Annotated in this window: 24 protein-coding genes and 2 pseudogenes; 14 read left to right on the top strand and 12 right to left on the bottom strand. The window is 73.6% G+C overall.

Features of this window, described 5'->3' with window-relative positions; genetic code table 11:
- Positions 1 to 154: 154 nt before the first annotated feature.
- The 7 genes and pseudogenes from CRP51_RS23040 to CRP51_RS23015 all read right to left on the bottom strand — a co-directional run bounded on the left by CRP51_RS23040 (position 155) and on the right by CRP51_RS23015 (position 3,997).
- Positions 155 to 616: a helix-turn-helix transcriptional regulator gene (locus CRP51_RS23040; protein WP_097233229.1), complete on the bottom strand. Its 462-nt coding sequence runs from the start codon at positions 614 to 616 to the stop codon at positions 155 to 157.
- A 20-nt stretch (positions 617 to 636) separates the two neighbouring features.
- Positions 637 to 1,140: pseudogene (locus tag CRP51_RS30265) on the bottom strand (GrpB family protein); the annotation flags it as partial.
- Positions 1,141 to 1,221: 81 nt separating this feature from the next.
- Positions 1,222 to 1,749: pseudogene (locus tag CRP51_RS30260) on the bottom strand (AAA family ATPase); the annotation flags it as partial.
- A 94-nt stretch (positions 1,750 to 1,843) separates the two neighbouring features.
- Entirely contained in the window at positions 1,844 to 2,656 is an 813-nt protein-coding gene (locus CRP51_RS23030; protein WP_097233236.1) for a MerR family transcriptional regulator, read from the bottom strand.
- Between the two features lie 37 nt (positions 2,657 to 2,693).
- A complete protein-coding gene (locus tag CRP51_RS23025; RefSeq protein ID WP_097233227.1) occupies positions 2,694 to 2,903 on the bottom strand; it encodes a DUF397 domain-containing protein in 210 nt (69 codons plus the stop codon).
- A 54-nt stretch (positions 2,904 to 2,957) separates the two neighbouring features.
- Positions 2,958 to 3,158, bottom strand: coding sequence for a DUF397 domain-containing protein (locus CRP51_RS23020; protein WP_097233226.1), 201 nt, complete (start codon positions 3,156 to 3,158; stop codon positions 2,958 to 2,960).
- A 5-nt stretch (positions 3,159 to 3,163) separates the two neighbouring features.
- Positions 3,164 to 3,997 (bottom strand): helix-turn-helix domain-containing protein, encoded by an 834-nt coding sequence (locus tag CRP51_RS23015; RefSeq protein WP_097233225.1) that lies wholly within the window; start codon positions 3,995 to 3,997, stop codon positions 3,164 to 3,166.
- 130 nt (positions 3,998 to 4,127) lie between these two features.
- Between CRP51_RS23015 and CRP51_RS23010 the strand changes: the two genes are divergently transcribed.
- From CRP51_RS23010 to CRP51_RS22990, 5 genes are all read left to right on the top strand, one after another.
- On the top strand, positions 4,128 to 4,574 hold the full coding sequence (locus tag CRP51_RS23010) for an ATP-binding protein (protein WP_097233224.1): 447 nt from the start codon (positions 4,128 to 4,130) through the stop codon (positions 4,572 to 4,574).
- Entirely contained in the window at positions 4,571 to 4,975 is a 405-nt protein-coding gene (locus CRP51_RS23005) for a hypothetical protein (protein ID WP_097233223.1), read from the top strand. Before CRP51_RS23010 ends, CRP51_RS23005 begins: the two co-directional genes overlap by 4 nt.
- On the top strand, positions 4,968 to 5,318 hold the full coding sequence (locus CRP51_RS23000) for a DUF7848 domain-containing protein (protein ID WP_097233222.1): 351 nt from the start codon (positions 4,968 to 4,970) through the stop codon (positions 5,316 to 5,318). Before CRP51_RS23005 ends, CRP51_RS23000 begins: the two co-directional genes overlap by 8 nt.
- A gap of 40 nt (positions 5,319 to 5,358) precedes the next feature.
- Positions 5,359 to 5,817, top strand: a complete 459-nt coding sequence (locus CRP51_RS22995; RefSeq protein WP_097233221.1) for an NUDIX domain-containing protein — start codon at positions 5,359 to 5,361, stop codon at positions 5,815 to 5,817.
- Between the two features lie 490 nt (positions 5,818 to 6,307).
- Positions 6,308 to 6,625, top strand: coding sequence for a MazG-like family protein (locus CRP51_RS22990; protein WP_097233220.1), 318 nt, complete (start codon positions 6,308 to 6,310; stop codon positions 6,623 to 6,625).
- 214 nt (positions 6,626 to 6,839) lie between these two features.
- On the opposite strand, the gene CRP51_RS22985 is transcribed toward CRP51_RS22990, so the two are convergent.
- Together CRP51_RS22985 and CRP51_RS22980 are read right to left on the bottom strand one after the other, a co-directional pair.
- Positions 6,840 to 8,114 carry a M24 family metallopeptidase gene (locus CRP51_RS22985; protein WP_097233219.1) on the bottom strand — a complete coding sequence of 425 codons (1,275 nt, stop codon included), beginning with the start codon at positions 8,112 to 8,114 and terminating at the stop codon, positions 6,840 to 6,842.
- 284 nt (positions 8,115 to 8,398) lie between these two features.
- A complete protein-coding gene (locus tag CRP51_RS22980) occupies positions 8,399 to 9,247 on the bottom strand; it encodes a helix-turn-helix transcriptional regulator (protein ID WP_097233218.1) in 849 nt (282 codons plus the stop codon).
- 257 nt (positions 9,248 to 9,504) lie between these two features.
- Here CRP51_RS22980 and CRP51_RS22975 point away from each other — a divergent pair, with 257 nt between their 5' ends.
- The gene (locus tag CRP51_RS22975) at positions 9,505 to 10,521 is read left to right on the top strand and encodes an SDR family NAD(P)-dependent oxidoreductase (RefSeq protein ID WP_097233217.1); all 1,017 of its coding nucleotides are present in this window, start codon (positions 9,505 to 9,507) and stop codon (positions 10,519 to 10,521) included.
- 18 nt (positions 10,522 to 10,539) lie between these two features.
- Here CRP51_RS22975 and CRP51_RS22970 read toward each other — a convergent pair whose 3' ends face one another.
- Positions 10,540 to 10,938, bottom strand: a complete 399-nt coding sequence (locus tag CRP51_RS22970) for a winged helix-turn-helix transcriptional regulator (protein WP_097233216.1) — start codon at positions 10,936 to 10,938, stop codon at positions 10,540 to 10,542.
- A 103-nt stretch (positions 10,939 to 11,041) separates the two neighbouring features.
- Between CRP51_RS22970 and CRP51_RS22965 the strand changes: the two genes are divergently transcribed.
- The 3 genes from CRP51_RS22965 (at position 11,042) to CRP51_RS22955 (ending at position 14,535) form a co-directional block, all read left to right on the top strand.
- Positions 11,042 to 11,950, top strand: a complete 909-nt coding sequence (locus CRP51_RS22965) for an LLM class flavin-dependent oxidoreductase (protein ID WP_097233215.1) — start codon at positions 11,042 to 11,044, stop codon at positions 11,948 to 11,950.
- 124 nt (positions 11,951 to 12,074) lie between these two features.
- Entirely contained in the window at positions 12,075 to 13,394 is a 1,320-nt protein-coding gene (locus CRP51_RS22960; protein ID WP_097233214.1) for a type I glutamate--ammonia ligase, read from the top strand.
- Positions 13,381 to 14,535, top strand: coding sequence for an amidohydrolase family protein (locus CRP51_RS22955; RefSeq protein ID WP_170970643.1), 1,155 nt, complete (start codon positions 13,381 to 13,383; stop codon positions 14,533 to 14,535). Before CRP51_RS22960 ends, CRP51_RS22955 begins: the two co-directional genes overlap by 14 nt.
- Before the next feature lie 57 nt (positions 14,536 to 14,592).
- Here CRP51_RS22955 and CRP51_RS22950 read toward each other — a convergent pair whose 3' ends face one another.
- Entirely contained in the window at positions 14,593 to 15,015 is a 423-nt protein-coding gene (locus CRP51_RS22950) for an ankyrin repeat domain-containing protein (protein ID WP_097233213.1), read from the bottom strand.
- 55 nt (positions 15,016 to 15,070) lie between these two features.
- On the opposite strand from CRP51_RS22950, the gene CRP51_RS22945 reads away from it, so the two are divergent.
- Both CRP51_RS22945 and CRP51_RS22940 read left to right on the top strand, forming a co-directional pair.
- Positions 15,071 to 16,255: a sensor histidine kinase gene (locus CRP51_RS22945; protein ID WP_141514648.1), complete on the top strand. Its 1,185-nt coding sequence runs from the start codon at positions 15,071 to 15,073 to the stop codon at positions 16,253 to 16,255.
- A gap of 35 nt (positions 16,256 to 16,290) precedes the next feature.
- Complete coding sequence (locus CRP51_RS22940) at positions 16,291 to 16,992, top strand: response regulator (RefSeq protein ID WP_097233211.1); 702 nt, start codon at positions 16,291 to 16,293, stop codon at positions 16,990 to 16,992.
- Between the two features lie 415 nt (positions 16,993 to 17,407).
- Here CRP51_RS22940 and CRP51_RS22935 read toward each other — a convergent pair whose 3' ends face one another.
- Positions 17,408 to 17,965: a TetR/AcrR family transcriptional regulator gene (locus CRP51_RS22935; protein ID WP_097233210.1), complete on the bottom strand. Its 558-nt coding sequence runs from the start codon at positions 17,963 to 17,965 to the stop codon at positions 17,408 to 17,410.
- A 66-nt stretch (positions 17,966 to 18,031) separates the two neighbouring features.
- Between CRP51_RS22935 and CRP51_RS22930 the strand changes: the two genes are divergently transcribed.
- The 3 genes from CRP51_RS22930 to CRP51_RS22920 all read left to right on the top strand — a co-directional run bounded on the left by CRP51_RS22930 (position 18,032) and on the right by CRP51_RS22920 (position 21,275).
- Positions 18,032 to 19,054 carry an NAD(P)-dependent alcohol dehydrogenase gene (locus CRP51_RS22930; protein WP_097233209.1) on the top strand — a complete coding sequence of 341 codons (1,023 nt, stop codon included), beginning with the start codon at positions 18,032 to 18,034 and terminating at the stop codon, positions 19,052 to 19,054.
- On the top strand, positions 19,051 to 20,220 hold the full coding sequence (locus CRP51_RS22925; RefSeq protein ID WP_097233208.1) for an oxidoreductase: 1,170 nt from the start codon (positions 19,051 to 19,053) through the stop codon (positions 20,218 to 20,220). The genes CRP51_RS22930 and CRP51_RS22925 overlap by 4 nt, the downstream gene beginning before the upstream one ends.
- 320 nt (positions 20,221 to 20,540) lie before the next feature.
- Positions 20,541 to 21,275: a cytochrome d ubiquinol oxidase subunit II gene (locus CRP51_RS22920; protein ID WP_097233207.1), complete on the top strand. Its 735-nt coding sequence runs from the start codon at positions 20,541 to 20,543 to the stop codon at positions 21,273 to 21,275.
- Positions 21,276 to 21,313: the final 38 nt, after the last annotated feature.

Here is a 21,313-nt window from a genome sequence, read left to right as displayed (position 1 = left end):
ATGTGGGCCTGCTGGCGTGACGGTACCTGCTACGACCCCGCCACCCACCAAGCCAACAACAAGATCAACACTGCCGCCGAGGAGCCCCTGGCGGCATAGGGGTTGACTCAGGAAACTCATGCGGCCACGGTATTTTCGCGGGCCCCCGATCCGCTTATCCGAAACTGCTCTCTGGCGGGGGCGGGGTCCGCGGTGGGGTCCCCGGACGGCTCCGTGGTCGCGTCCACCGCGCGACGACGCAGGACGGCGGGCCGCTCCGCGTGCCGCGCATCGCCATCCGATAGCTGCTCGGGCTCGTCCCGAAGACGCTTGTGAAGGTGCGGCTGAACGTGCCGAGGCTCTCGTAGCCGACCAGGAAGGCGATGCGGGTGATCGGCACGTCGCTGTCCCGCAGCCACGCCGACGCCCGTTCCATGCGCCGGCGTTGCAGGTAGCGGTGCGGGGTCTCGCCGAAGAGCTGCCGGAAGCGGCGCGAGAAGTGCGCGGGCGAGAGGTAGGCGAGGGCCGCGAGGGCGGGCACGTCCAGCGGCCGGGCCCAGTCGCGGTCGATCGCGTCGCGGGCGCGCAGCAGCCGCCGGTTCTCGTCCTCGGGGCTCGGCCCCCGCCCCTCGCGCACCGCGCGCCCGCCCGCCCCGCTCAGTGCCGCCGGCCGTCGAGGGCGCGGGCCAGGATGGCCTCGACCACCTCCGACTTGGCGTCCGCGTAGTTCTGCACGTACTTCCAGTCGCGCTCCGCCAGCCCCCGCTTGGTCGCCGCGTACAGGTCGCGCTCCGCGTCGTGCGTGCGCAGCCGGTCGCGGAAGGCGAGGATGCGCTGGATCTCCGGCGAACCCGCCGACAGCACATGGAGGTTGACCCCGTCGACGTCCTCGGCCGGCGCGTCCTTGCGCAGCACCCGGTGCTCGTGCCAGTCCGGTTCGCGGATGACGACCCGGTAGCCGAGCGGTTCCAACGCGGGCGCGTAGCTGTCCTCGTCGCCCGAGTCCGGGACCACGAGCAGCATGTCGATGACCGGCTTGGCCGCCAGCCCGGGAACGGACGTGGAGCCGGTGTGCTCCAGCCGGTGCGGCAGCGCGCCCAGCGCGCCGTGCAGCGCGGTCGCCTCGGCGGCGAAGACGTCAGGCCACCGCGGGTCGTACTCGACGAACCGCACCCGCCCGTTGAGTTGCCGCGGGGCGCCGACCGTCGCCGCCTCGATGGCGGCGTCCGACATCCCCGTCGGCCGCACGAAGCTCAGCACCCGTTCCGCGACCTCCCCCGGCGTCGGCCCGGCGGTGTCGATCTCGGTGAACGCCTCCCGCAGCCACCCCGAGGCGCCCTCGTAGACGTCGAGATGCCGCAGCCGCCAGGCCACGGTGTCGCCCTGGCTCTCCGCCTTGGTGTCGGTGTGCACGCGCTCGACCAGCGTCTCCCGGTCCGCGTGCAGCAGAAACGCCCGCACCGGGATCCCGAACTCCGCGAAGCCGTTCCGCAGTTCGTTCCAGTACTCCTCGACCAGCACGGTCTGCGGGATGACCAGCGTGCCCCCGCCGCCGATCTCGTCGAGCAGCCGCCGCGCGGTGTCCACGGTCAGCGCGCGCCAGGCGCGCCACTGCTGGAAGTCGGTGACCGTGGTCGGGTCGAGCACCGTTCTCAGCAGGTACCCCACCATCTCGGAGTCGAAGATCCGCGCACCCGGCAGGCGTTCCACCACCTCGTGCGCCGTGGTGGTCTTGCCCGCTCCGAAGGTTCCGTTCAGCCAGATGATCACCCGCCGAGGGTACCGGCGCCCGCCCGCGCGGGCACCGGTCCGTCGCCGGCGACAATGCGCGGAACGGCGGGCGCTGTTCAACGGCGGGCGCTGTTCAACGGCGGGCGATCGGCTCCTGGAGCTCGGTCACCGAGTGGTCGCGGCAGTGGGGACAGGAGAGGGTGACCTCCCTGGCCGCGCCCGCCGACGTGTAGCCGTGGGCGTCGATCCAGCGCGCCAGCGTCTGGACGCTGGGGATGACCTGGTCCGCCGGGCCCTTGTGGACCAGCGTCGCGGCCTCCACCTCCGGCAGCTCCACCACCGCGAAGTCGAAGGAGGGCTCCGGCCCGACGTCGACCGGGATGCCCGCGTGCACCGTCACCGGCCCCTCCGGATTGTCGTAGTACGCGACCGCCGCACCGCTCGCCCCGACCCCGGCGGCCTGCATCCGGTTCCACAGCTCCTCGTAGAGTTCGGTGATCACCGGGGTGATCAACCGTGGATCGAAACTGTCCACCACGGCGGTCAGCTCCGCCACACGCATCGCCGGAACCCGCTTGATCACCACGTCGTCGGACGACATCCGCCCCTCGCTCTCGATCACGCGGAGCCTCGCCTCCACCTGCGCCAGCCGCGCGGCGTCGGCCGCCATCGCCGACTCCAACTCGGCCCTGCGCAGCCGCAACATGCCGCGCAGTTCCGACGCGCCCACCTCCTCGCCGACGATGGCGCGCACCTGCGCCAGCGTGAAGCCGAGCTCCTTCAGCGCGATGACCCGGTTCAGCCGGGCCAACTGGGCGGCGTCGTAGGACCGGTAGCCGGTGTGCGGATCGACGTGGGCGGGACGCAGCAGCCCCACGGCGTCGTAGTGGCGCAACATGCGCACCGAGACGCCGCCGTACTGGGCGAAGGCTCCGATGTTGAACATGACGTCGTCCACTGGACCGGCTGACACGGTGTGAGAGTCAACCGGTCCGGCCGTCGAGGGTGTCGAGAAAGGAACGCCAGGCGGCCGTTCCGAAGTGCAGCACGGGCCCCCGCGCACGCGTGGAGTCCCGCACGGGAACGACGCCGGGGCGGCCGTCGGCGACCTCGACGCAGTTGCTATCTCCGCCGTCGCTGTAGCTGGACTTGCGCCAGCGGGCGGCGCTCAGGTGGGAGTGTTCGGCTCGCATCGTCTCCGGCCTTCCTGCGGCGCGGCGTGGAGAGAGACCTGAGCGCCGCTCGCGTCAGCGGGTGAGGTGTCCTACGAAGCTTGCCCAGGCGTCGCTGGGGATGAACAGCGGCGCGTGGTCCGGGGTCTTGGAGTCGCGAACGGGAACGACGCCGGGGTAGCCGTCGGCGACCTCGACGCAGTTAGTGCTCCCCCCGTCGCTGTAACTGGACTTGCGCCAGCGAGCGGCGTTGAGGTTGGGGTGGGAGGCTCGCATCGCTTCTAGCCTTCCTTCATCAGGGTGCGGATGAACTCCAGGGAGTCCTGCTGGGACAGCGCACAGGCGCTGATCTCATCGTAGGAGAGTTTCACCTGCTCCACGGCTGACGGCTCCTCGATCACCTCGCCGTTCTTGGCGCCTTCCTGATAGGCAGCAGACGTGCCGTCCGGAAGCCAGAGGAGAGTGGCTACTCCGCCCAGCAGATCGTGCAGCCCCGTGCTCAATGGGAGCATCTGAAGGGTCACGTTGGGCAGTGCGGCGTCGTCGATCAGCCGTTGCAGCTGTTGCTTCCAGGCACCCCTGTCCTTCAACGGCCGTCCGAACACCGCTTCGTCGAGCACGATACGAGCGTGTGCGGGTGACTCTGCTCGGCGCAGGAGCAGTTGGCGATCCATCCGCAACGCCAACTGCTCCTCCAGCTTCGGTTCCTCGTCAGGGCGGTGCGGAGTCGACCACAGGAACTCCCGCGCGTACTCCTTGGTCTGAAGTAGCCCATGAATCGCATGTGACGTGTACGTCTGGATGATCCTGGCCTCGTTCTCCAACTCCATGTAGCGCTGGTATCGGCCGGGATACGCCTCGTCCTTCGCCAACCACCAGAGGTTCTGGAGGCCGCGGCCCGTTCCGTAGACCTCGTCCAGTCGGCGGGCGGTCTCGAAGTCGCCGATGCGTTCGCCTCGTTCGAGTCTGTTGAGATACGAGCGGTCGAACCTGGCGCGTTCGGACAGCGCACCCAGCGACAGCCCGGACTCCTCCCGGAGCCTCGCCAACTCGTCCATGAACCTTTTGCGTGCCGGAGCAACGGACTTGGTGTCCGACTTTGCGGTGGCGGCCATCAACTCCCCCTATCGAACTGATGGTTGCTACTTGTCGCCTGACCTAAGGGCATCGCGAAACCCCTGGTCAGCGTAGCGCTTGGGACCCAGTCTTGTAGTCACCTCGTTACAGGAAGCTAAAGGAATCCCGATGTCCGCCCAACTCGCGCCTCCCGTCCAGGAGTCCAACTCGGCCGTGTTCAGCTGCGAAGTCCTCGCCGATGCCAGGGGAATCGAGACCTGGCGCCGGACCATCGCTCAGGTAATGCGGTCCTGGGGCGCGTCGGACGCCGCCGTGGAGATCGCCCGAATGGGTTTGTCGGAACTTCTTGCGAATGTGGTGCGCCATGTGGCCGTTCCGCGTTGCCGTCTGCTCGTTGTCTGCCTGGACGGGCGCGTGACGGTGGCGGTCGCGGACCGTTCGCCGGAGATGCCGGTCGTGCGCGAACCGAACTGGGACGCGGAGTCCGGCCGTGGCCTCTGGCTGCTCCACGAGATGGCGGACGCGGTCGGCTGCTACCCGGAGGGGTACCCGACCTCGGGCGGCGAGGCCGTGGGGAAGGTCGTCTGGTTCGCCTGCGGGGGGTCGGGCCGGTGAACGCCAACGCCGAAGAACTCCTCGCGCCGCTCCCGGCGCAGACCGACGACGACAACTCGTGGGTCGACGGCTGGTGTTGGCTCTGGTACGGATGGCGCTACACGCGCGTGCTGTGGATCGGCGCGGTCGGGACGTTCGGCGCCCACGCCCCGCTCTTCGCCTGCGGCGACTGCCTCAACCGGCTGCACGCGATGGTGTGGGACTACGCGGAGGCGCAACACGAGCTGCCGACGGACGCCTGCGGGCGGGTGGTTCCGCTGTACCGGCGTTCCGCCGACGGCCGTGAAGGCCGTTCGGGCGCGGTCCGTTACCGGCGTGGCGGCCGGCATCGACGGGCGCGCAGCCCGCTGGGCGAACGCTTCCTGCGCGCGGTCACGGAGGGGGCGACGACCGATGTCTGACACTCACGTCGTCCGGGGCGCGGACCGCGTACTGATCCAGGAGCGGGGTCCCGGGGTGCCGGAGGGCATCCACGGGGCGGAGTGCATGAGTTGCGAGGCGGTCTCTCCGTTGTTCGACGACGATTCGCTGCCGGTGGCGGTCTGGGCGCTTCAGCACTCGCAGGATCAGCCGGATCACACGTTGTTCCTGGCTCGGACGGAGCGCCACTGGCGTGTGGTCCCGCGTCCGGACGACCCCCCGCCGCCGTCGTCCCCCGGTCCGGGGTTCGCCGGTCCGGCGTTCGTCGGCCTGATGTGCCTGCTCACCGCCCTCTCGGGTCTGCTGCCCGCCCTGACCGCCTGACCACTTGAACCGAACCGACCTTCTCAAGGAGAACTCCGCCATGTTGACGACGATCTACCGTTCCCCGATCCCGATCACCTTCCACGTGCTGGCGACCACCCAGACCAACCACGTGCTGATGGTGCGCGGGACACGCGAGGACGGCCAGGAGGGTTGGGTGCTGCCGCACGGGCAGATCCCTCAGGGCCGCTGCATCATCCTCGCCGCCCGCGAGGCGTTCCTTGAGGCCACCGGCTGCGACCGCACCCTCTCCGAAATCCTCGCGGTCAGCCCCACCACGGATGACGCCGGGACGCTCAACGGCCTGACCTACGTCCTCGACGGCGGCGTCCTGCCCCAACTGCCCGCCAGGGAACCCAAGGAAGGCGCGGGCTGGGTCCCGCTGCGCGAACTGTACGAGCCCCCGGCCCTCTACCAGTACGCCATCATCGCCACCGGCCAACGCCGCCGCCTCCCCCTCCTGATCAACACCGACCGCCCGGAGGCGGCCTTCATCTGACGGGGAGGGGGAGGGGACGCGGGCCGCCCCGGCCGGGGCCGATTTACTGCTAAACCGGCTACCTGGCGTATGCCCGCACATGCGGGGAGTGGTCATGCCCGATTGAACCGTTAAATCGGCTACCGGGCACGCCCCGCGCGTGCGGGGAGAAGGGTTCGTGACCTGCGGGTTCATCGGTGGCAGGGGCGGATTTTGCTTACTTTACCTTCAGGCGCGCAGCAACCACAGCCGCTGCACAGAGGCCAGCGATCCTGAGACGTCAAGGGCCCCCCACTCCCGTGGGTTGGCGAACAGCCGTCACCGCCACCCTAGTTGTGTCGCCGCCTCCCCTCCCCGTCCACGCCGGCACCACCTCTCCCTCGCTCGCCCTTCCCTCGTCTCCTCCGCCCGCGAAGCCGCCCAAGCGGCAGCGGCAACCGCCGGACGGCGACCGCGTCAGCGGTTGGTAGTGTCCGGCGCTCCCCGCATCCACCCTCACGATCGGCGACAGATGGACTCCCAGACCTGGGCCACGATCACGCGGCTCGTCGAGTGGCTCGACAACGACAGCGCCCCGACCTCCGACGAGATGCGGCGCGTGCTGCGCGTGTTGAAGATCCAGGAGGAGGCGGGGGAGGTGGCCGAGGCCGTGCACGGTGCCATGGGTGCCAACCCCCGCAAGGGCGCGAGCCACACCTGGGCCGACGTCGAGAAGGAGCTCTGCGACGTGATCCTCACCGGCATGGTCGCCCTGACCACACTCACCCCGGACGCCCCACGCGTCTTCGCCGACCACCTCGACCGCGTGGCCACCCGTTCCCTGCCCTGAACAGGCGTCTTCGCGGTGCGGGCGGCAGCGTCCTCCGCGTATCGGCCCGCGGCCTCGAAGCGTCACGCGCGTCCCCCGTCTCGTCGGTTGGCCAACAGCCCCGCCGCCGGCGGCATCAGGCCGAGCACCCCTCGCCGGCACCCCTCGCCGGCGCCGCGCGCCGCACCCCTCGCCGGCGCCGCGCGCCGCGCCGCGCGGCCGGGCCCCGGCCGGTTCAACGTGGCTGCCGCGCGGTCCCCGCCGCGTGCAGCAGGCGCGCGGAGTACGGGTTGAGTTCGATCGGCCCGTCCTCGCCGACCACCACCGTGCCTCCGAGGTGGGCCAGACGGCGGCCGAACGCGTAGTTCGGCTCGAAGGCGAAACTCATGCCCGGTGCCAGTTCCAGGTCGGGCAGGAACGTGGGGTGGTCGGGCACCCGGGGGTAACCCTCGGTGCCGGGGATGCGGCTGAAGAGCCCACGGCCCCTGCCCACGGAGAGCCCGGGGTTGAGCGAGTGCACCGCGATGAGGAACGGCCAGCCGTCGGCGGCGTCGATCGGCGCGTGCATGGCGTCGACGAGTTCGCCGAACGTGTGACCCGGGCGAAGCGCCCCGAGGCCGGCGTCGTAGGACGCGCGGCACACGTCCACCGCACGGTGGAAGTCCTCGTGCACGTCACCGACGGCGATGGTGACCTGGTTCTGGGCGTGACGTCCGCCGAAGCTGGAGAACACCTCGGCGTACACGACGTCGCCTTCCTCCAGGAGCCGGGGAGGTTGCGCGCGTTGGCCCCAGGCCGGTGGCCCCGCCGCCACCACGTCGGGCCCGGACCACAGGTGCATCGCGGGGGGCAGCGACCCGCGGCTGTAGCCCGCCGCCATGCCCGCCGCGTACACCCGGCTCTCCGGAACACCGGGCGCGGCGGTCGCCACCATGGCCTCGACCATCGCGTCGCCGATGGTGGCCGCGTGCCGCAGCACGGCGATCTCCTCCTCGCCGAGCCGCATCACGAGTTGGCCGAACGGGAGGTCGACCGGCGTGAAGACGGCGTCGGGGAAGCGGGAGAGGACGTTGTTCCAGAGGCCGTAGGGGATGATCCCCTCGGGGTGCCACGGCATGTGGGAGCCGAGCCCGACCACGCCGATGACCGCCTCGGCCAGGCCCAGTTCGTCGAGGGTCTCGACGACCGTGCCGGAGTGGCGGGTGCCGCGCAGGTGGTGCGGGGGGATCCACGGGGTGTCGCCGCGTCGGCGGGACTCCAGGTGGTCCATGAGGAACATGGGCCCCGGCAGCAGGGCGACCGGCTCCCCGGCCCCGGGGAAGACGACCGTGGTGCCCGCCCGCCCGTTGGTGAACCAGGTGTCGTAGGCGACCGGCGCGGGGCCCGCGTCCTCGTGCTCGCCGAAGACCAGCAGGGCGTCGAGGCCCTCGCGGGCCATGAAGTCCCTCGCCAGGTTCCAGCGGCGGTCGCGTTCGTGCGTGGAGAAGACCGGTGTCCGGGCTTCGGTCATGTGCGCACTCCTCCCCTGGCCGTTCGCGCCGCCCCGCCGGGTCGGCGGAACGGCGGCCCCCGCGGCTGGCGTGGGGTCGGCGTGTGTGACCAGCGTGGGTCGTCAGGCCGGGGGGAGCCAGGACCAGCCTGTCCCCGGCTGCGCCGGGCTCCTGGCGGGTGGACGGCGCGACGGGCCCGCGCGACCCCGGTCACGCCCGGTCACCCGTTCCCCGAGTCCCCGTTCCCCGAGTCCCCGTTCCCCGAGTCCCCGTTCCCCGAGTCCCCGTTCCCCCTGTCCCCGCCTCACCGGGCCGGCTGGAAGTCCTGCGTCCCGATCGTCCGCAGCAGCGCGAGCTTCTCGCGTGCGTCGGTGCCCTCGGTCGGGAAGAACGCCAGCACCCTGGTGTCCGCCTCGGGGGAGAGCAGGATCTCGCACGTCAGGTGCAGGACACCGACCTCGGGGTGCAGAAACCTCTTGCGGTCGAAACGGCGCACCGCCACCTCGTGGCGTTCCCACAGGGAACGGAACTCCTCGCTCCGCTCCAGCAGGCCGTTGACCAGGGCGGCGACATCGGCGTCGCCTCCGCGTCGCGCCGCGGTCGCCCGCAGGTCGCTGACGTGCGCGAGCGAGTGCCGTGGCCGGTCCTCCTCCGGGAAGCGGGTCCGCAGGCCGGGCTCGGTGAACCACCGCCACACGATGTTCGCCGAGCGGTCGGCGCGCCGTCCGGTGCTCCAGCCCAGGGTGAGCGCGGCGACGGTGTTCTGCCACAGCACCTCGCCCAGATCGCTGACGACGCACGCCGGGACGTCGCCGAGCCGGTCCAGCAGGCTCATCAACCCGGGCCGCACGTACCCGTCCGAGTAGCGGGGCGGGGCCGGGAAGCCGGCCAGGTGGTACAGGTGGTCGCGTTCGTCGGGATCGCAGCGCAGCGCTCGGGCCAGCGACGCCACGATGGCCTCGGACGGGTTGGCGCCCCGGCGTTGTTCCAGCCGGGCGTAGTAGTCCGTGGAGATGTTCGCCAGTTGGGCCACCTCCTCGCGCCGCAGGCCCGGGGTGCGCCGCCGCACGCCCTCGACGAGACCCGTGTCGGACGGGTGCAGCAGCTCCCGGCGACGGCGGAGGAAGTCGGCGAGTCCTGGACGGTCGATCATGTCTCCAGTAGACGCCCGCCCCGGTCGTCCCCGACAGGCGCCAACCACGGACAGGCTGTCCCTGGTTGAGGTGCCGCCGGGTCGTCGATGCTGAACCGGCACGGGCCCGTGGACCCGCACGGACGGCCGGCACCGGGAGCGGGCGGCGGCGCCCCACCCCCCCGGCCGGGCCCGGGGCCTCGCCCTCGCGCCGGCTCCCCGCGCGGGCCTTCCCGTCGTCAACGACTCCAGAACGCAGCAAGCCAGGAGGAACGGACATGCCTTCGATCCTGATCACCGGCGGCCACTCGGGCATAGGTCTCGCCGCCGCGCGGGAGCTCGCCGCGCGGCACGTCGACCTCGTCCTCGGCGGCCGCGACGCGGCGCGGATGCGACCGGTCGCCGACGAGCTGAGCGCCCGGCACGGCGTCTCGGTGACGACGCTGACGGTCGACGTCGCGTCACTCGCCTCGGTCAGGGCGGCCGCCGCGCGGTGGCGGACGATGCGCGCCTCCGGTGCCGTACCGGAGCTCGACGCGATCGTCTGCAACGCGGGCGGCCGCTTCGACGGCGACGTCTCCTACAGCCCCGACGGGTACGAGACGACCTTCGCGACCAACTGCCTCGGCCACTTCCTCCTCGTCGAGCTGCTGTTCCCGGTCCTCTCCGAGCGGGGGCGGGTCGTCTACACCGCCAGCGGCACCCACGACCCGGACTCGACGGACGGCCGCCTGGTCGGCACCGCCGTCGAGCCGGACGCCCTGGCCCTGGCCACCAACGGAAAGGGCGGCGGCAAGGCGCTGTCCGCCGGCAGGCGTTACTCCACCTCGAAGCTGTGCACCGTGATGTACGCCTACGAGCTGGACCGCCGGCTGCGCGCGGCCCGCAGCGAGGTGGCCTCGATCGCCTTCGATCCGGGGTCCGTGCCCGAGACGGGTTTCCTCCGCGACCTGCCGGGGCCGGTGCGATGGGCCTCCCGCACGGCGGCCATGAAGTGGGTCTCCCGGCGCATGGGCGTCGTCACCTCGGACGTGGGGTTCTCGGGCGCCTCGCTGGCGGCGCTCGCCGCCGGTCCCGACTACGCGGGGGTGTCCGGCACGTACTTCCAGGCGCACGACGGAACGCTGTCGGCCGTGCCCTCCGCGCGGCTCTCCTACGACGCGCGGCGCGCGGCGCGCCTGTGGGACGACTCCAAGCGCCTCGTCGCCCTGACCGACGACGAGGAGCCGCCCCAGCTCCGGTCGCCCCGGCTCCGGTCGCGTCAACTCCGGTCGGCCGCCACGGACGACGCGTAGCCCCGTTCGGCGCGGGGGTCACCGGCGCGCCGCGTCGTAGGCCGTGCGGGCGCCGGCGATCTCGTCGCGGTGTTCGCGGGTCCACGCGACCAGCGGGGTGATCACGTCGAGGAGGGTGCGGCCGAGCGGGGTGAGGTCGTAGTCGACGCGGGGCGGCACGACGGGGTGGACGGTGCGGCGGACCAGGCCGTCGCGTTCGAGGCGGCGCAGGGTCAGGGTCAACATGCGCTGGCTGATGTCGTCGATGGCGCGCCGCAGTTGGCTGAAGCGTTGGGTGCCCTCGCCGAGCAGCTCGATGACCAGCAGCGACCACTTGTCGGCCAGCCGGTCGAGCAGGTCGCGGATCTCGCAGCTGTGGGTCTGTTCGACGCGCGGCAGGCCGGCGCCGCCGGTGTCCGTGGGGCCGGGGGTGTCCATGGTGTGCCTCGGTAACTCTGAAGTGCCTTCTTCCGTCGCCTCTCACGGTGCCGCATCGTGGGGTCGGTTACCAGACGGAACCACGTGTGGAGGGAGTTGGGGGATGGCGGCACCGGAGGTCGGCGTGTTCCTGCCGACGATGACGGAGCACGGCGAGGCCCTGCCCGATGTGGCCGCCGCGGCGCGGCACGCCGAGGCGTTGGGGCTGGAGTCGGTGTGGGCGGTCGACCAGCTCGTGGGCGGCACGGGGGTGCCGTTGCTGGAGAGCACGGTCGCGCTGACCGCGGCGGCGGCGGTGACCAGCCGGGTCCGGCTCGGCTTCGGCGTGTACGTGCTGCCGTTGCGGCCGGCGGTCTGGACGGCGAAGCAGGTGGCCTCGCTGCAACGGGTCTCGGGGGACCGGGTGCTGCTCGGCGTCGGGGTCGGCGGCGACCGGCACGCGGCGTCCTGGGCGGCGGCCGGCGTGCCGAGCCGGGAACGGGGCCGGCGCACGGACGCCGCGCTGGCGGTGCTGCCCGACCTGATCGCGGGCCGCCCGGCGGAGGTCGACGGCGGGAAGGTGCGGCTCGCCCCCGGCGCCGTGGTGCCGCCGGTGATCGTCGGCGGGATGGCCCCGGCGGCGTTGGCCCGCGCCGCCGCGCATGGCGACGGCTGGTTCGCGATGCCGGTGCCCGATGCCCGACTGGCCGAGGACACGGCCCGGTTGGCCGAGCTGGCGGCCGCACGCGGGCGGCCGGCGCCCGAGGTGACCGGCACGGTGCTGGCGTCGATCGAGGGCGACCCGGCGCGGCCCGACCGCGAGGGACTGGTCAGGCGGCTGACCGACCCGGACGGCATGTTCGGGATGCCGGGCGCTGCCGTCGACGCGGTCGTCACCGGCGGCCCGGCCGCCCTCGCCGAGCGCGTCGACGCCGTGCACCGCGCCGGCGCGCGGCGGGTGGTGCTGAGCGTCGCGGCGGGCGACTGGTACCGGCAGACCGAACTGCTCGCCGAGGCCGTCGCGTTGCTGTGAGGGCGGCGCGTCCGCGGGGGGCGCCGAGACGACCGGGCGCGGGTGGTTTGGGGGGAGTGGTGCCACTCGGTCGGGTGAAGGCGTGGTTGCGGTGGTATGCGCGGCGGCGGCAGGGTGTGCCGGCATGGATCACACGCAGCAGGCGATGGCCAGGCTCACCTCGGCGGGGGTCGGGTGCGTCGCCCTGACCTGGGTGGACAACGCCGGCATCACCCGGGTCAAGACCGTGCCGACCGCGCGGCTGAAGGACGCCGTGCGCGACGGGGTCGGCATGTCGCCCGTCTTCGACGTCTATCTGGTCGACGACTCGATGACCGAGAGCCCCGCGATCGGCGGCCCCGACGGCGACCTGCGCCTGGTGCCCGACCTGGACCGGCTGACGACGCTGGCCGCGCAGCCGGGGTGGGCGTGGGCGCCGGTCGACCGGTTCCAGGCCAGCCGCGCGCCCTACCCGGGGTGCCAGCGGAGCTTCGCGCGGCGGCAGCAGGAGCTGGCGTCGGCGGAGTTCGGGATCGAGCTGCTGATGGGGTTCGAGACCGAGTGGGTGGTCGACGCCGGCGCGCGGGGCAGCGGTCCGGCGTACGGGATGGCGCGCGTGGTCGCGCTCTCGGACTATCTGCGTGAGGTGACGGAGGCCCTGGGCGCGCAGGGGCTGGTCCCGCTCCAGGTGCATCCGGAGTACGCGGTCGGCCAGTTCGAGGTCTCGGTCGCCGCGACGGGCCCGGTGGCCGCCGCCGACCTGGCGGTGCTGGTCCGCGAGACGGTGCGCGGGGTCTCCGCGCGCCACGGGCTGCCGGTGTCGTTCGCGCCGATGGCCGTCGCGGAGGGGCTGGAGGGGCTGGGCAACGGGCGCCATCTGCATCTGAGCCCGTGGCGGGACGGCAAGAACCTGTGCCGGGGCGGCGACGGCCCCTTCTCCATGACGGGGGAGTGCGAGGCGTTCCTGGCGGGCGTCTTCCGCGAGCTGCCGGCGCTGCTGGCGCTGGGCGCGCCGTCGCCGGCGAGCTATCTGCGGCTGCGGCCGTCCCGTTGGGCCGGCGCCCACCACTGCTGGGGGCTGGAGAACCGGGAGGCGGCGCTGCGTTTCGTCGCCGGCTCCCCGGACGACCTGGGCGGGGCGAACGCGGAGGTCAAGTCGTTCGACGGGGCCGCCAACCCGTATCTGGTGGTGGGCGGGGTGATCGCGGCCGGACTCGCGGGGCTGCGCGAGGGGCTGACGCTGCCGCCGCCGGTCAGCGGGGACCCGGCGGGCCGGCCGGGGCTGCGGCGGCTGCCGACGGAGCTGCCGGCCGCGATCGGGCAACTGGCGGACTCGGCGGTGCTGCGGGAGGCGATGGGCGAGGAGCTGCTGGGCGCGGTGCTGGCGGTGCGGCGGGCCGAGGTGGAGCTGTTCGCCTCGACGACCCCCGAGGAGTTGGTGGAGGCGACCCGTGACCGCTACTGAGAACGGGCCCCCGGACGTCGACGAGCCGTGGCCGGGGCTGCCGCCCCTGGTCGACCAGCACTGCCACGGGCTGCTGCGCGAAGTGCCCACGGAGGTCGGGCCGTTCGCCCGTTGGCTGAGCGAGTCGGACGCGCCGCCCGCACCCGGCACCAGCTACTTCGACAGCGCGCTCGGGCTGGCCGTGCGCCGCTGGTGCCCGCCGGCGCTCGGGCTCCCGGCGTACGCGCCGCCGGAGCGCTACCTCGACGCGCGTCGGGCGCTCGGCGCGGGCGAGGCCGACCGGCTGCTGCTGCGCGCCGCCGGCATCGGCGCCCTGCTGGTGGACGACGGGCCGCTGCCCGGCGCCCAGCGCACGGGCGCCGCGCTGGCCGACGCCTTCGCCGCGCCGGCGTTCCGCGTCGCCCGGCTCGAACCGCTCGCCGAGGCCGCGGCCGACGCCGCCGGCCGGGGAACGGACGCCTTCCTCGCCGGGCTGGCCGAACGGATCGCGGGCGCGGCGGCCGGCTCCCTCGCGTTCAAGTCGGTGGCCGCCTACCGCCACGGCCTGCACCTGGAGCCGGCGGCACCCAGTCGCGCCGAGCTGTGGACGGCGGCCGAACGCTGGCTGCGCACCCGCCCGCCCGGCGGCCGGGTGGCCGACCCGGTGCTGCTGCGCCACCTGCTCTGGTCGGCGGTCGAGACCGGGCTGCCGCTGCAACTCCACACCGGCTTCGGCGACACCGACCTGCGGCTGCACCGCGCCGACCCGGCGCTGCTCACCGACTTCGTGCGGGCCGTCGCCCCGACCGGCTGCCCGCTGGTGCTGCTGCACTGCTACCCGTTCCACCGGCAGGCCGCGCACCTGGCGGCCGTTCACCCGCACGTGTACGCGGACCTCGGGCTGACCCTGAGCCATGTCGGCGGGCGCGCCCCGGCGGTGCTGGCGGAGACGCTGGAGCTGGCGCCGTTCGGCAAGCTGCTCTTCTCCACCGACGCCTACGGGCTGCCCGAGCTGTATCTGGTGGGCGCGCGGCAGTTCCGCTGGGCGCTGACCGAGGCGCTGCGCGGCCCCGGCTGGCCACGCGAGGACACCGACCGCGCGGCGGCGCTGCTCGCGGGCGGCAACGCGCGCCGACTCTACGGCCTGCCGGAGCAGCGGTAGGCGCCGGTCGTCGTCGCCGCGCCGGCTCCCGTCGCCGCGCCGGCCCTCGTCGCCGCGTCAGCCCTCGTCGGCGCCGAAGAGCCGCAGCAGCTCGGTGCGGCCGAACATCCGCGCCGTGTCGATCGCCGACGGCTGCCCGGCCGACGGGTCGGCACCGGCCGCCAGCAGGGTGCGCACCACCGCCGACTCGTTCTTGAAGACCGCGCCGGCGACCGGCGTCTGCCCCTTGTCGTTGGCCCTGGCCGCGTCCGCGCCGCGCTCCAGCAGCGCCTCGACGGTGGCGACATGGCCGTGGTAGGCCGCCAGCATCAGCAGCGTGTCGCCCTTGTCGTTGCTCAGATTCACCGGGACACCGGCGTCCACATAGGCGGCGACGGTGTTCGTGTCCCCGTCCCTGGCCAGGTCGAAGACCTTCGCCGCGAGCTGGAGCACCTCGGGGTCGTGGGCGGGCTCGTTGCTCTCCGGTGCCGGGCCGGTCATGGGGTCTTCCTCCTCGATGGTGCTGTTTGGGCACAGCCTACGTACTCTGACTGACATGCTTGCCCGTTTGGCGTCGGCGATCCACTGGGACCGCCTGCTGCTGCTCCCGTTCGCGGCGCTGCTGGTGGAGACGGTGATGGTGGGCGTGGCCGCCGCGTCCGCGCAGGAACGGCTGGTGGAGGCCGTCGTCGGCTGGTTCGCGGTGGCGGTCGGCGTGCTGTCGCTGACCGTGCGGGAGACCTGGCCGGTGCAGGTGGCCGTGCTGGTGCTGCTGCTCGCCATCGCCTACTACTTCATCAGTACGGTGGACGGCCCGGCCGCGCTGGCGATCTACATCGTCTCCCTCTACACGGTCGCCCGCAGCGGCCGGCTGACGGCCGCCATCGCGCTGGCCGTCGTCACCATGCTGGTGATCACCTGGGGCGAGATCCTCACCGCCGAGGAACGCCACGTGGACAACATGTCCATGATGCTCTTCGGCGGCTGGTTCCTCAGCCTGATCATCCTCGGCCACGCGGTGCGGCTGCGGCACGCGCACCAACGGGAGGCGGAGGCCCGGGTGTTGGCCGCCGAACGGGAACGCGACCTGCGCGCCCAGCAGTCCGCCACCGCGGAACGACTGCGGCTGGCCCGCGAGTTGCACGACGTCCTGGGGCACAACATCTCGTTGATCAACGTCCGTTCCACCGCCGCGCTGCACCGCGCCGCCAAGCGGCCGGGGGAGACGGAGGAGCTGGTCGGGGCGCTCGAGCTGGTCCGCGACACCAGCAAGGAGGCGCTGCGGGAGCTGCGCGCCACGCTGGGAGTGCTGCGCCAGGTCGACGAGGAGGTGCCGGTGGAGCCGGCGGCCGGCCTGGAACGCCTCGGCGAGCTGGTCGACCGCGCCGCCCGCACCGGCCTCGCGGCCTCGGTCGAGACCAGCGGCGAGGCGCCGGTGCTGCCGCCGAACATCTCGCTGGCCGCGTACCGCATCGTCCAGGAGTCGATCACCAACATCACCCGCCACGCCGGCGCCACGCGCGCGCTGGTGCGCGTCGCCTACACGCCGGACGAGGTGCGGCTGACCGTGACCGACGACGGGCAGGGCGCGGAGCCGGGCGCCGAGGGCAGCGGCATCCTCGGGATGGCCGCGCGCGCCCGCGCGCTGGGCGGCGACCTCTCCGCGGGCAACGGTCCTGGCGGCGGCTTCCGCGTGCACGCCAGGCTGCCGCTGAACGCGGCGGCGCCGGCGCCGGCGTGACGCCCCAACGCGCGGGGCGGCCTACCCTGTTGGCCATGACCGCGACACGCCCCGGGGAACGGAACGGCCGACGAGTGCGGGTCGTTCTCGCGGACGACCAGATGCTGGTGCGGGCCGGATTCCGTTCGATCCTGTCCGACGAGGACGACATAGAGGTCGTGGGGGAGGCCGCGGACGGGGCCGAGGCGGTCGAGCTGGCCGCCAGCCTGCGGCCCGACGTGGTGCTGATGGACATCCGGATGCCGGGCACGGACGGCCTCGCCGCCACCGAACGGATCGTCGCCGACCCCCGCCTCTCCGAGGTGCGGGTGGTCATCCTCACCACGTTCGACGTGGACGACTACGTGTACGGCGCGCTGCGCGCCGGGGCCTCCGGCTTCCTGGTGAAGGACACCGAGCCGATGGAGCTGCTGCACGCGATCCGGGTCTGCGCGCGGGGCGACGCGCTGATCTCGCCGACGGTGACCCGCCGGCTGATCGCCGAGTTCGCCGGCCGGGCGCGCCAGCCAGACCCGAGCCCCCGGCTGAACGCGCTGACCGAGCGGGAACGCGAGGTCATGGGCCTGGTCGGCGCCGGCCTCACCAACGACGAGATCGCCCGCCGGCTGGTGGTCAGCCCGGCGACGGCCAAGACGCACGTCAGCCGGGTGATGACCAAACTCGGCGTCCGCGACCGCGCCCAGCTGGTCATCCTCGCGTACGAGACCGGCATGATCACCCCCGGCTGGCTGACGTAACCCCTGCCGGCGTGGATCCTCGGCGCGCGCCCCGGTGTGTGGTTGCTCGCGCAGTTCCCCGCGCCCCTGCACTGCCGTGGGCGGCTTGTTTGGGGGCGCGGGGAACTGCGCGGTGCATGGGTGGCGGGGCGAGGACGACGACGGTGCGGCACCGGCAAGGTGGGTTGTCGGCGTGAGCCCGGTGTGTGGTTGCTCGCGCAGTTCCCCGCGCCCCTGGTGTGGGCTGGCGTGGTGGGTCGGGTGCGGGTTCACGCTCGGCAGGTGACGGCCTGCTTGGGGGCGCGGGGAACTGCGCGGTGCATTCGTGGCGGGGCGAGGACGACAACGGTGCGGCACCGGCAAGGTGGGTTGTCGGCGTGAGCCCGGTGTGTGGTGCATTCGTGGCGGGGCCAGGACGACGACGGTGCGGCACCGGCTACGTGGGCAGCGCGCGGGCGATGAGGTCGGTGAGGAACGCGGCGTCCGCCGTTCCGCCCTCGTATGTCGTCCGGACGAGGACCGCGCCGACCAGCATCGCGAGGCAGGGCTCGACGTCGTCGGGCGCGAGATGCGCCGCGAGGACGCCCCGGACCCCGGTCGTGGCCGTCTCGTACAGGCGGTCGCGCAGCTCCCGCGCGCCCTCGTCGTGGCCGGCGCGCTCGATGACACCCGCCATCAGCCGGTCGTAACGCCCCTCCGACAGCGTCCCGGCCAGTGCGCCCAGTGCGGCGTGGAGGTCCTCGACGAGATCCCCGCCGGTCGCCGGGTGGGTGGCGTCCTCGCAGATCAGGGAGATCGCGTCGCGCACCAGGTCGACGGAGGTGGGCCAGTGCGCGTAGACCGTCGCCTTCGAGTACCCCGCCCGCCTGGCGACCTCGGCGTGTGTCGTCGCGCCCCAGCCGTCCTCCAGCAGTGACGTGGCGCTCGCTCGGATCACGTCACGCCGGGTGCGCGCCACCCGCGGGTCCACGGCATCACCGGACGACTTGACCATGCCCCGATGGTAGCGCGTCTTCCGACCCGTAAGCCAACTATTGAACTACTTGTACAGTAGCCACTTATGAGTTCACTATCTATGGCGTCAACCCAGCGGGCCGTCGTGCAGACCCGCTACGGAGCGGTCCGCGACGTGCTCGCGCTGGACGAGGCGTTCCCCGTCCGCCCGCCGGGGCCTCACCAGGTCCAGGTGGAGGTGCGGGCGGCGGCGCTCAACCCCATCGACCGGCAGATGATCGAGGGCGACCGACGGCTCCTCACGCGCCGGCGCTTCCCCTTCGTCCCGCTCTTCGACTTCGCCGGCGTCGTCACGGCGGTCGGGGAGCGGGCGTCGGCGTTCCGCGTGGGCGACCGGGTGCACGTCGACAACGAGCGTGAGGGGGGCGGCGCCGCGGAGTACGTCAACGTGGATGAGCGACTGCTCGCCCCCGTACCGGCGGGGCTGGACTTCGCCGCGGCGGCCGCGATCCCGCTGGCCGCGCAGACCGCGCTCAGCTGTCTGGACCGCGGCCAGGTGGTGCGGGGGAGCCGGGTCGTGGTGATCGGGGCCTCCGGCGGTGTCGGTCACTTCGCCGTCCAGATGGCCCGCGCGGCCGGCGCCTTCGTGCTGGGCGTCGCCCGCGCGCGCGACGCCGGGTTCGTCCGGTCCCTCGGGGCGGACGAGGTGGTCGACAGGAACGGCGCCGAGCCGAGCCGCTTCGGCGAGGACCCGTTCGACGTGGTGATCGACTGCGCCGGCGGTCGCGGGCAGTGGCTCCTCGCGCGCCGACTCCTGCGCCCCGGGGGACGGTTCGTGACGATCGCGCGCGACGAGGACGGCGTGGTCACCCCCGCCTCCGCGGCCCGGCTGCTGTCGACGATCACCGCCCGGCGGCTGCGTGGCGCGCACCCGCGCGGAACGAGGTACGTCCCCGTCTTCCTCAGAGCCTCGGGCGAGCTGCTGCGCCGGGTGGACGAGCTGGTCACGGACGCCGGGGTCCGCCCGCACGTCGCGCGCTCGTTCCCGTTGACGCTGGAGGGCGTGCGGGCCGCGATGGAGGCCGGCCACGCGGGCGGGACCACCGGGAAGCTGGTGCTCCAGCGATGACACCCGCGACGACACCCGACCCCCGCCCGCACGGGGGCGCCGCGCCCCCGCCGTGCGCCGCGCCCCTTCGTCTGCCGAGCGGCGTCGTGCTGCCCAACCGCCTGGTGAAGGCCGCGATGGAGGAACGGCTCGCGGGCGCGGGCGGCCACCCCGACGACCGGCTCGTGCGGCTCTACCGCGCGTGGGACCGGGGCGGCGTCGGCACGATGCTGACGGGGCACGTGATGGTCGACCGGACGGCCCTCGCGCGGCCGGACGACGTGATCCTCGACGCGGCCAGCGACCTCGCGCCCTTCCGGGCCTGGGCGGCGGCCGCCGGGACCGGCTCGTTCTGGGCGCAGATCAACCACCCGGGGCGGGTCGTGCGGCGGGGCTCCGGCTCGCGCGCGCTGGCGCCCTCGGCGGTGCCCGTGGACGTCGGCGCCCTGTCGCGGCTCTTCCCGACCCCGACGCCGATGACGGCGGGCGACATCGAGGAGACGGTCGAACGGTTCGCCGTGACGGCGGAGTTGGCGGAACGCGCCGGCTTCGCCGGTGTCCAGGTCCACGCCGCGCACGGGTATCTGCTGGCGCAGTTCCTCTCCCCGCTGGTCAACCGGCGGACCGACCGGTGGGGAGGCCCGCTCCGCCACCGCGCCAGGCTGCTGCTGGACGTGGTGGCGGCCGTCCGCGCGCGGGTGTCGCCCGGCTTCGGGGTCGCGGTGAAGCTCAACTCGGCGGACTTCCAGCGCGGCGGCTTCGACCTGGACGACGCGCGCCGGGTCCTCGGGTGGCTCGGCGAGGCCGGCGGCGTCGACTTCGTCGAACTGTCGGGCGGGAGCGTCGAGTCGCTCGCGACGGCGGGCCGTCCGGCGGACCGGCGGACCCTGGAGCGCGAGGCGTACTTCCTGAGGCTCGCGGGGGAACTGGTCGCGGACGCCCCGTTCCCCCTCATGCTCACCGGCGGGATCCGCCGGGGGCGGGTGGCGGAGGAGGTGCTGGCGCGGGGCTTCTCGCTCGTCGGCGTCGCGACCGCGTTCGCCCGGCGGCCGGACGCGCCGCTGCGCTGGCTCGCGGGGGAGGACGGAGCGGTCCCGGCACCGCGCTCGCTTCTCCCGCCGGGGCCGCTGCGTGCGGCGGCGATCCAGGCGAGCGTCACCGCGCGGCTGCACGACCTCGCCCGCTGAGCCCCTTGCCGGGGGGGCGTGGACGACGGCGGTGGAGGGTCGTCCCCGGCCCGGTGCCGGGTAGCCCGCGCCGTTCCCCGCGCCCCTGCACCGCCGGTGGGCGGTCTTTCGCGGGTGCTCGTCCCCTAGGGGGCGGGCGCAACCGGTGGGGTACGGGCGGGGGGCGGGGTGCCACCCGCGCGGTACCGCCGGTGTCATCCGGCGGGCGACGCGGGGCGGGGCACCGTGGGCCCACCGTAGTGGTGTGACACCGAGGACCAGTCAACGTCGCCGCCCGCCGGTCATCCGGCGGGCCGCCGCCCCGCGGGGGGAGGGCCGCCGTGGAGCCGCTTGCCGTCATTCTGTTGGGCTGCTTCGCGGTCGGCTACTTCGTGGTCGGCGGCGCGGGGCTGGGGTTGGGAACGCTGCTGCCGCTGCTGGCCGGGAACGCGGCCGAGCGCGTCGCGCTGCGACGCGCGACCGCGCCGTTGACCCGGCTGGCGGCGCTGTGGCTGCTGGCGACGGGCAGTGCGCTGGCGGCCTGCTTTCCGTCCGTAGTGGGGGAACTGGACGGGATGTGGCCGACCCTCGGTCCGCTGATGGGCGGCCTGCTGCTGCGCGCCTGGGGGCTGCGGTTGCCTCCCGGCGCGGGGCGGCGGGCCGTCCGGCGGGATGTCGCGCTGGTCGCCGGGAGCTGGCTGGCCGTCGTCGGGTGGGGCTGGTCACTGGCCTCGCTGGTCGACGGCGGGGGAGGTCGGCCGGCCGGCCCGGCGACCGGGTTGCTCAGCGCCGCGCTGCTGGCCTGCCTGCTGGTGGCGCACGGCGTCGGCTTCGCCGCGCTGCGCGCGACGGGTGCGCCGTTCCAGCGCGCGCGGCAGCTGGTCGGGCCGCGCGGCGCCTGGCCTTCGGTGGCGTTGACCTCGGTCACGGTGGCGGTGCCACCGCTGCTGGCCGGCTCCCAACTGCCGCTGGCCGGCCGCGCCGCGCCGCTGGGCGTGCTGGCCTGGCTGGTGCCCGCGCTGCTGCTGGGCCTGCTGGTGCTCACCGCGGCCCAACTCCGCCACTGGCGCCACTGATCCGCGCCCCGCGCGTCCGCCGCGCCCCGCGCGTCCGC

Origin of the sequence: Streptomyces zhaozhouensis (genome assembly GCF_900230195.1) — a bacterium.
Classification (GTDB): Bacteria; Actinomycetota; Actinomycetes; order Streptomycetales; family Streptomycetaceae; genus Streptomyces; species Streptomyces zhaozhouensis.
The sequence above is the reverse complement of the archived record's forward strand: the minus strand, read 5'-3'. Positions and strand labels throughout refer to the sequence as shown.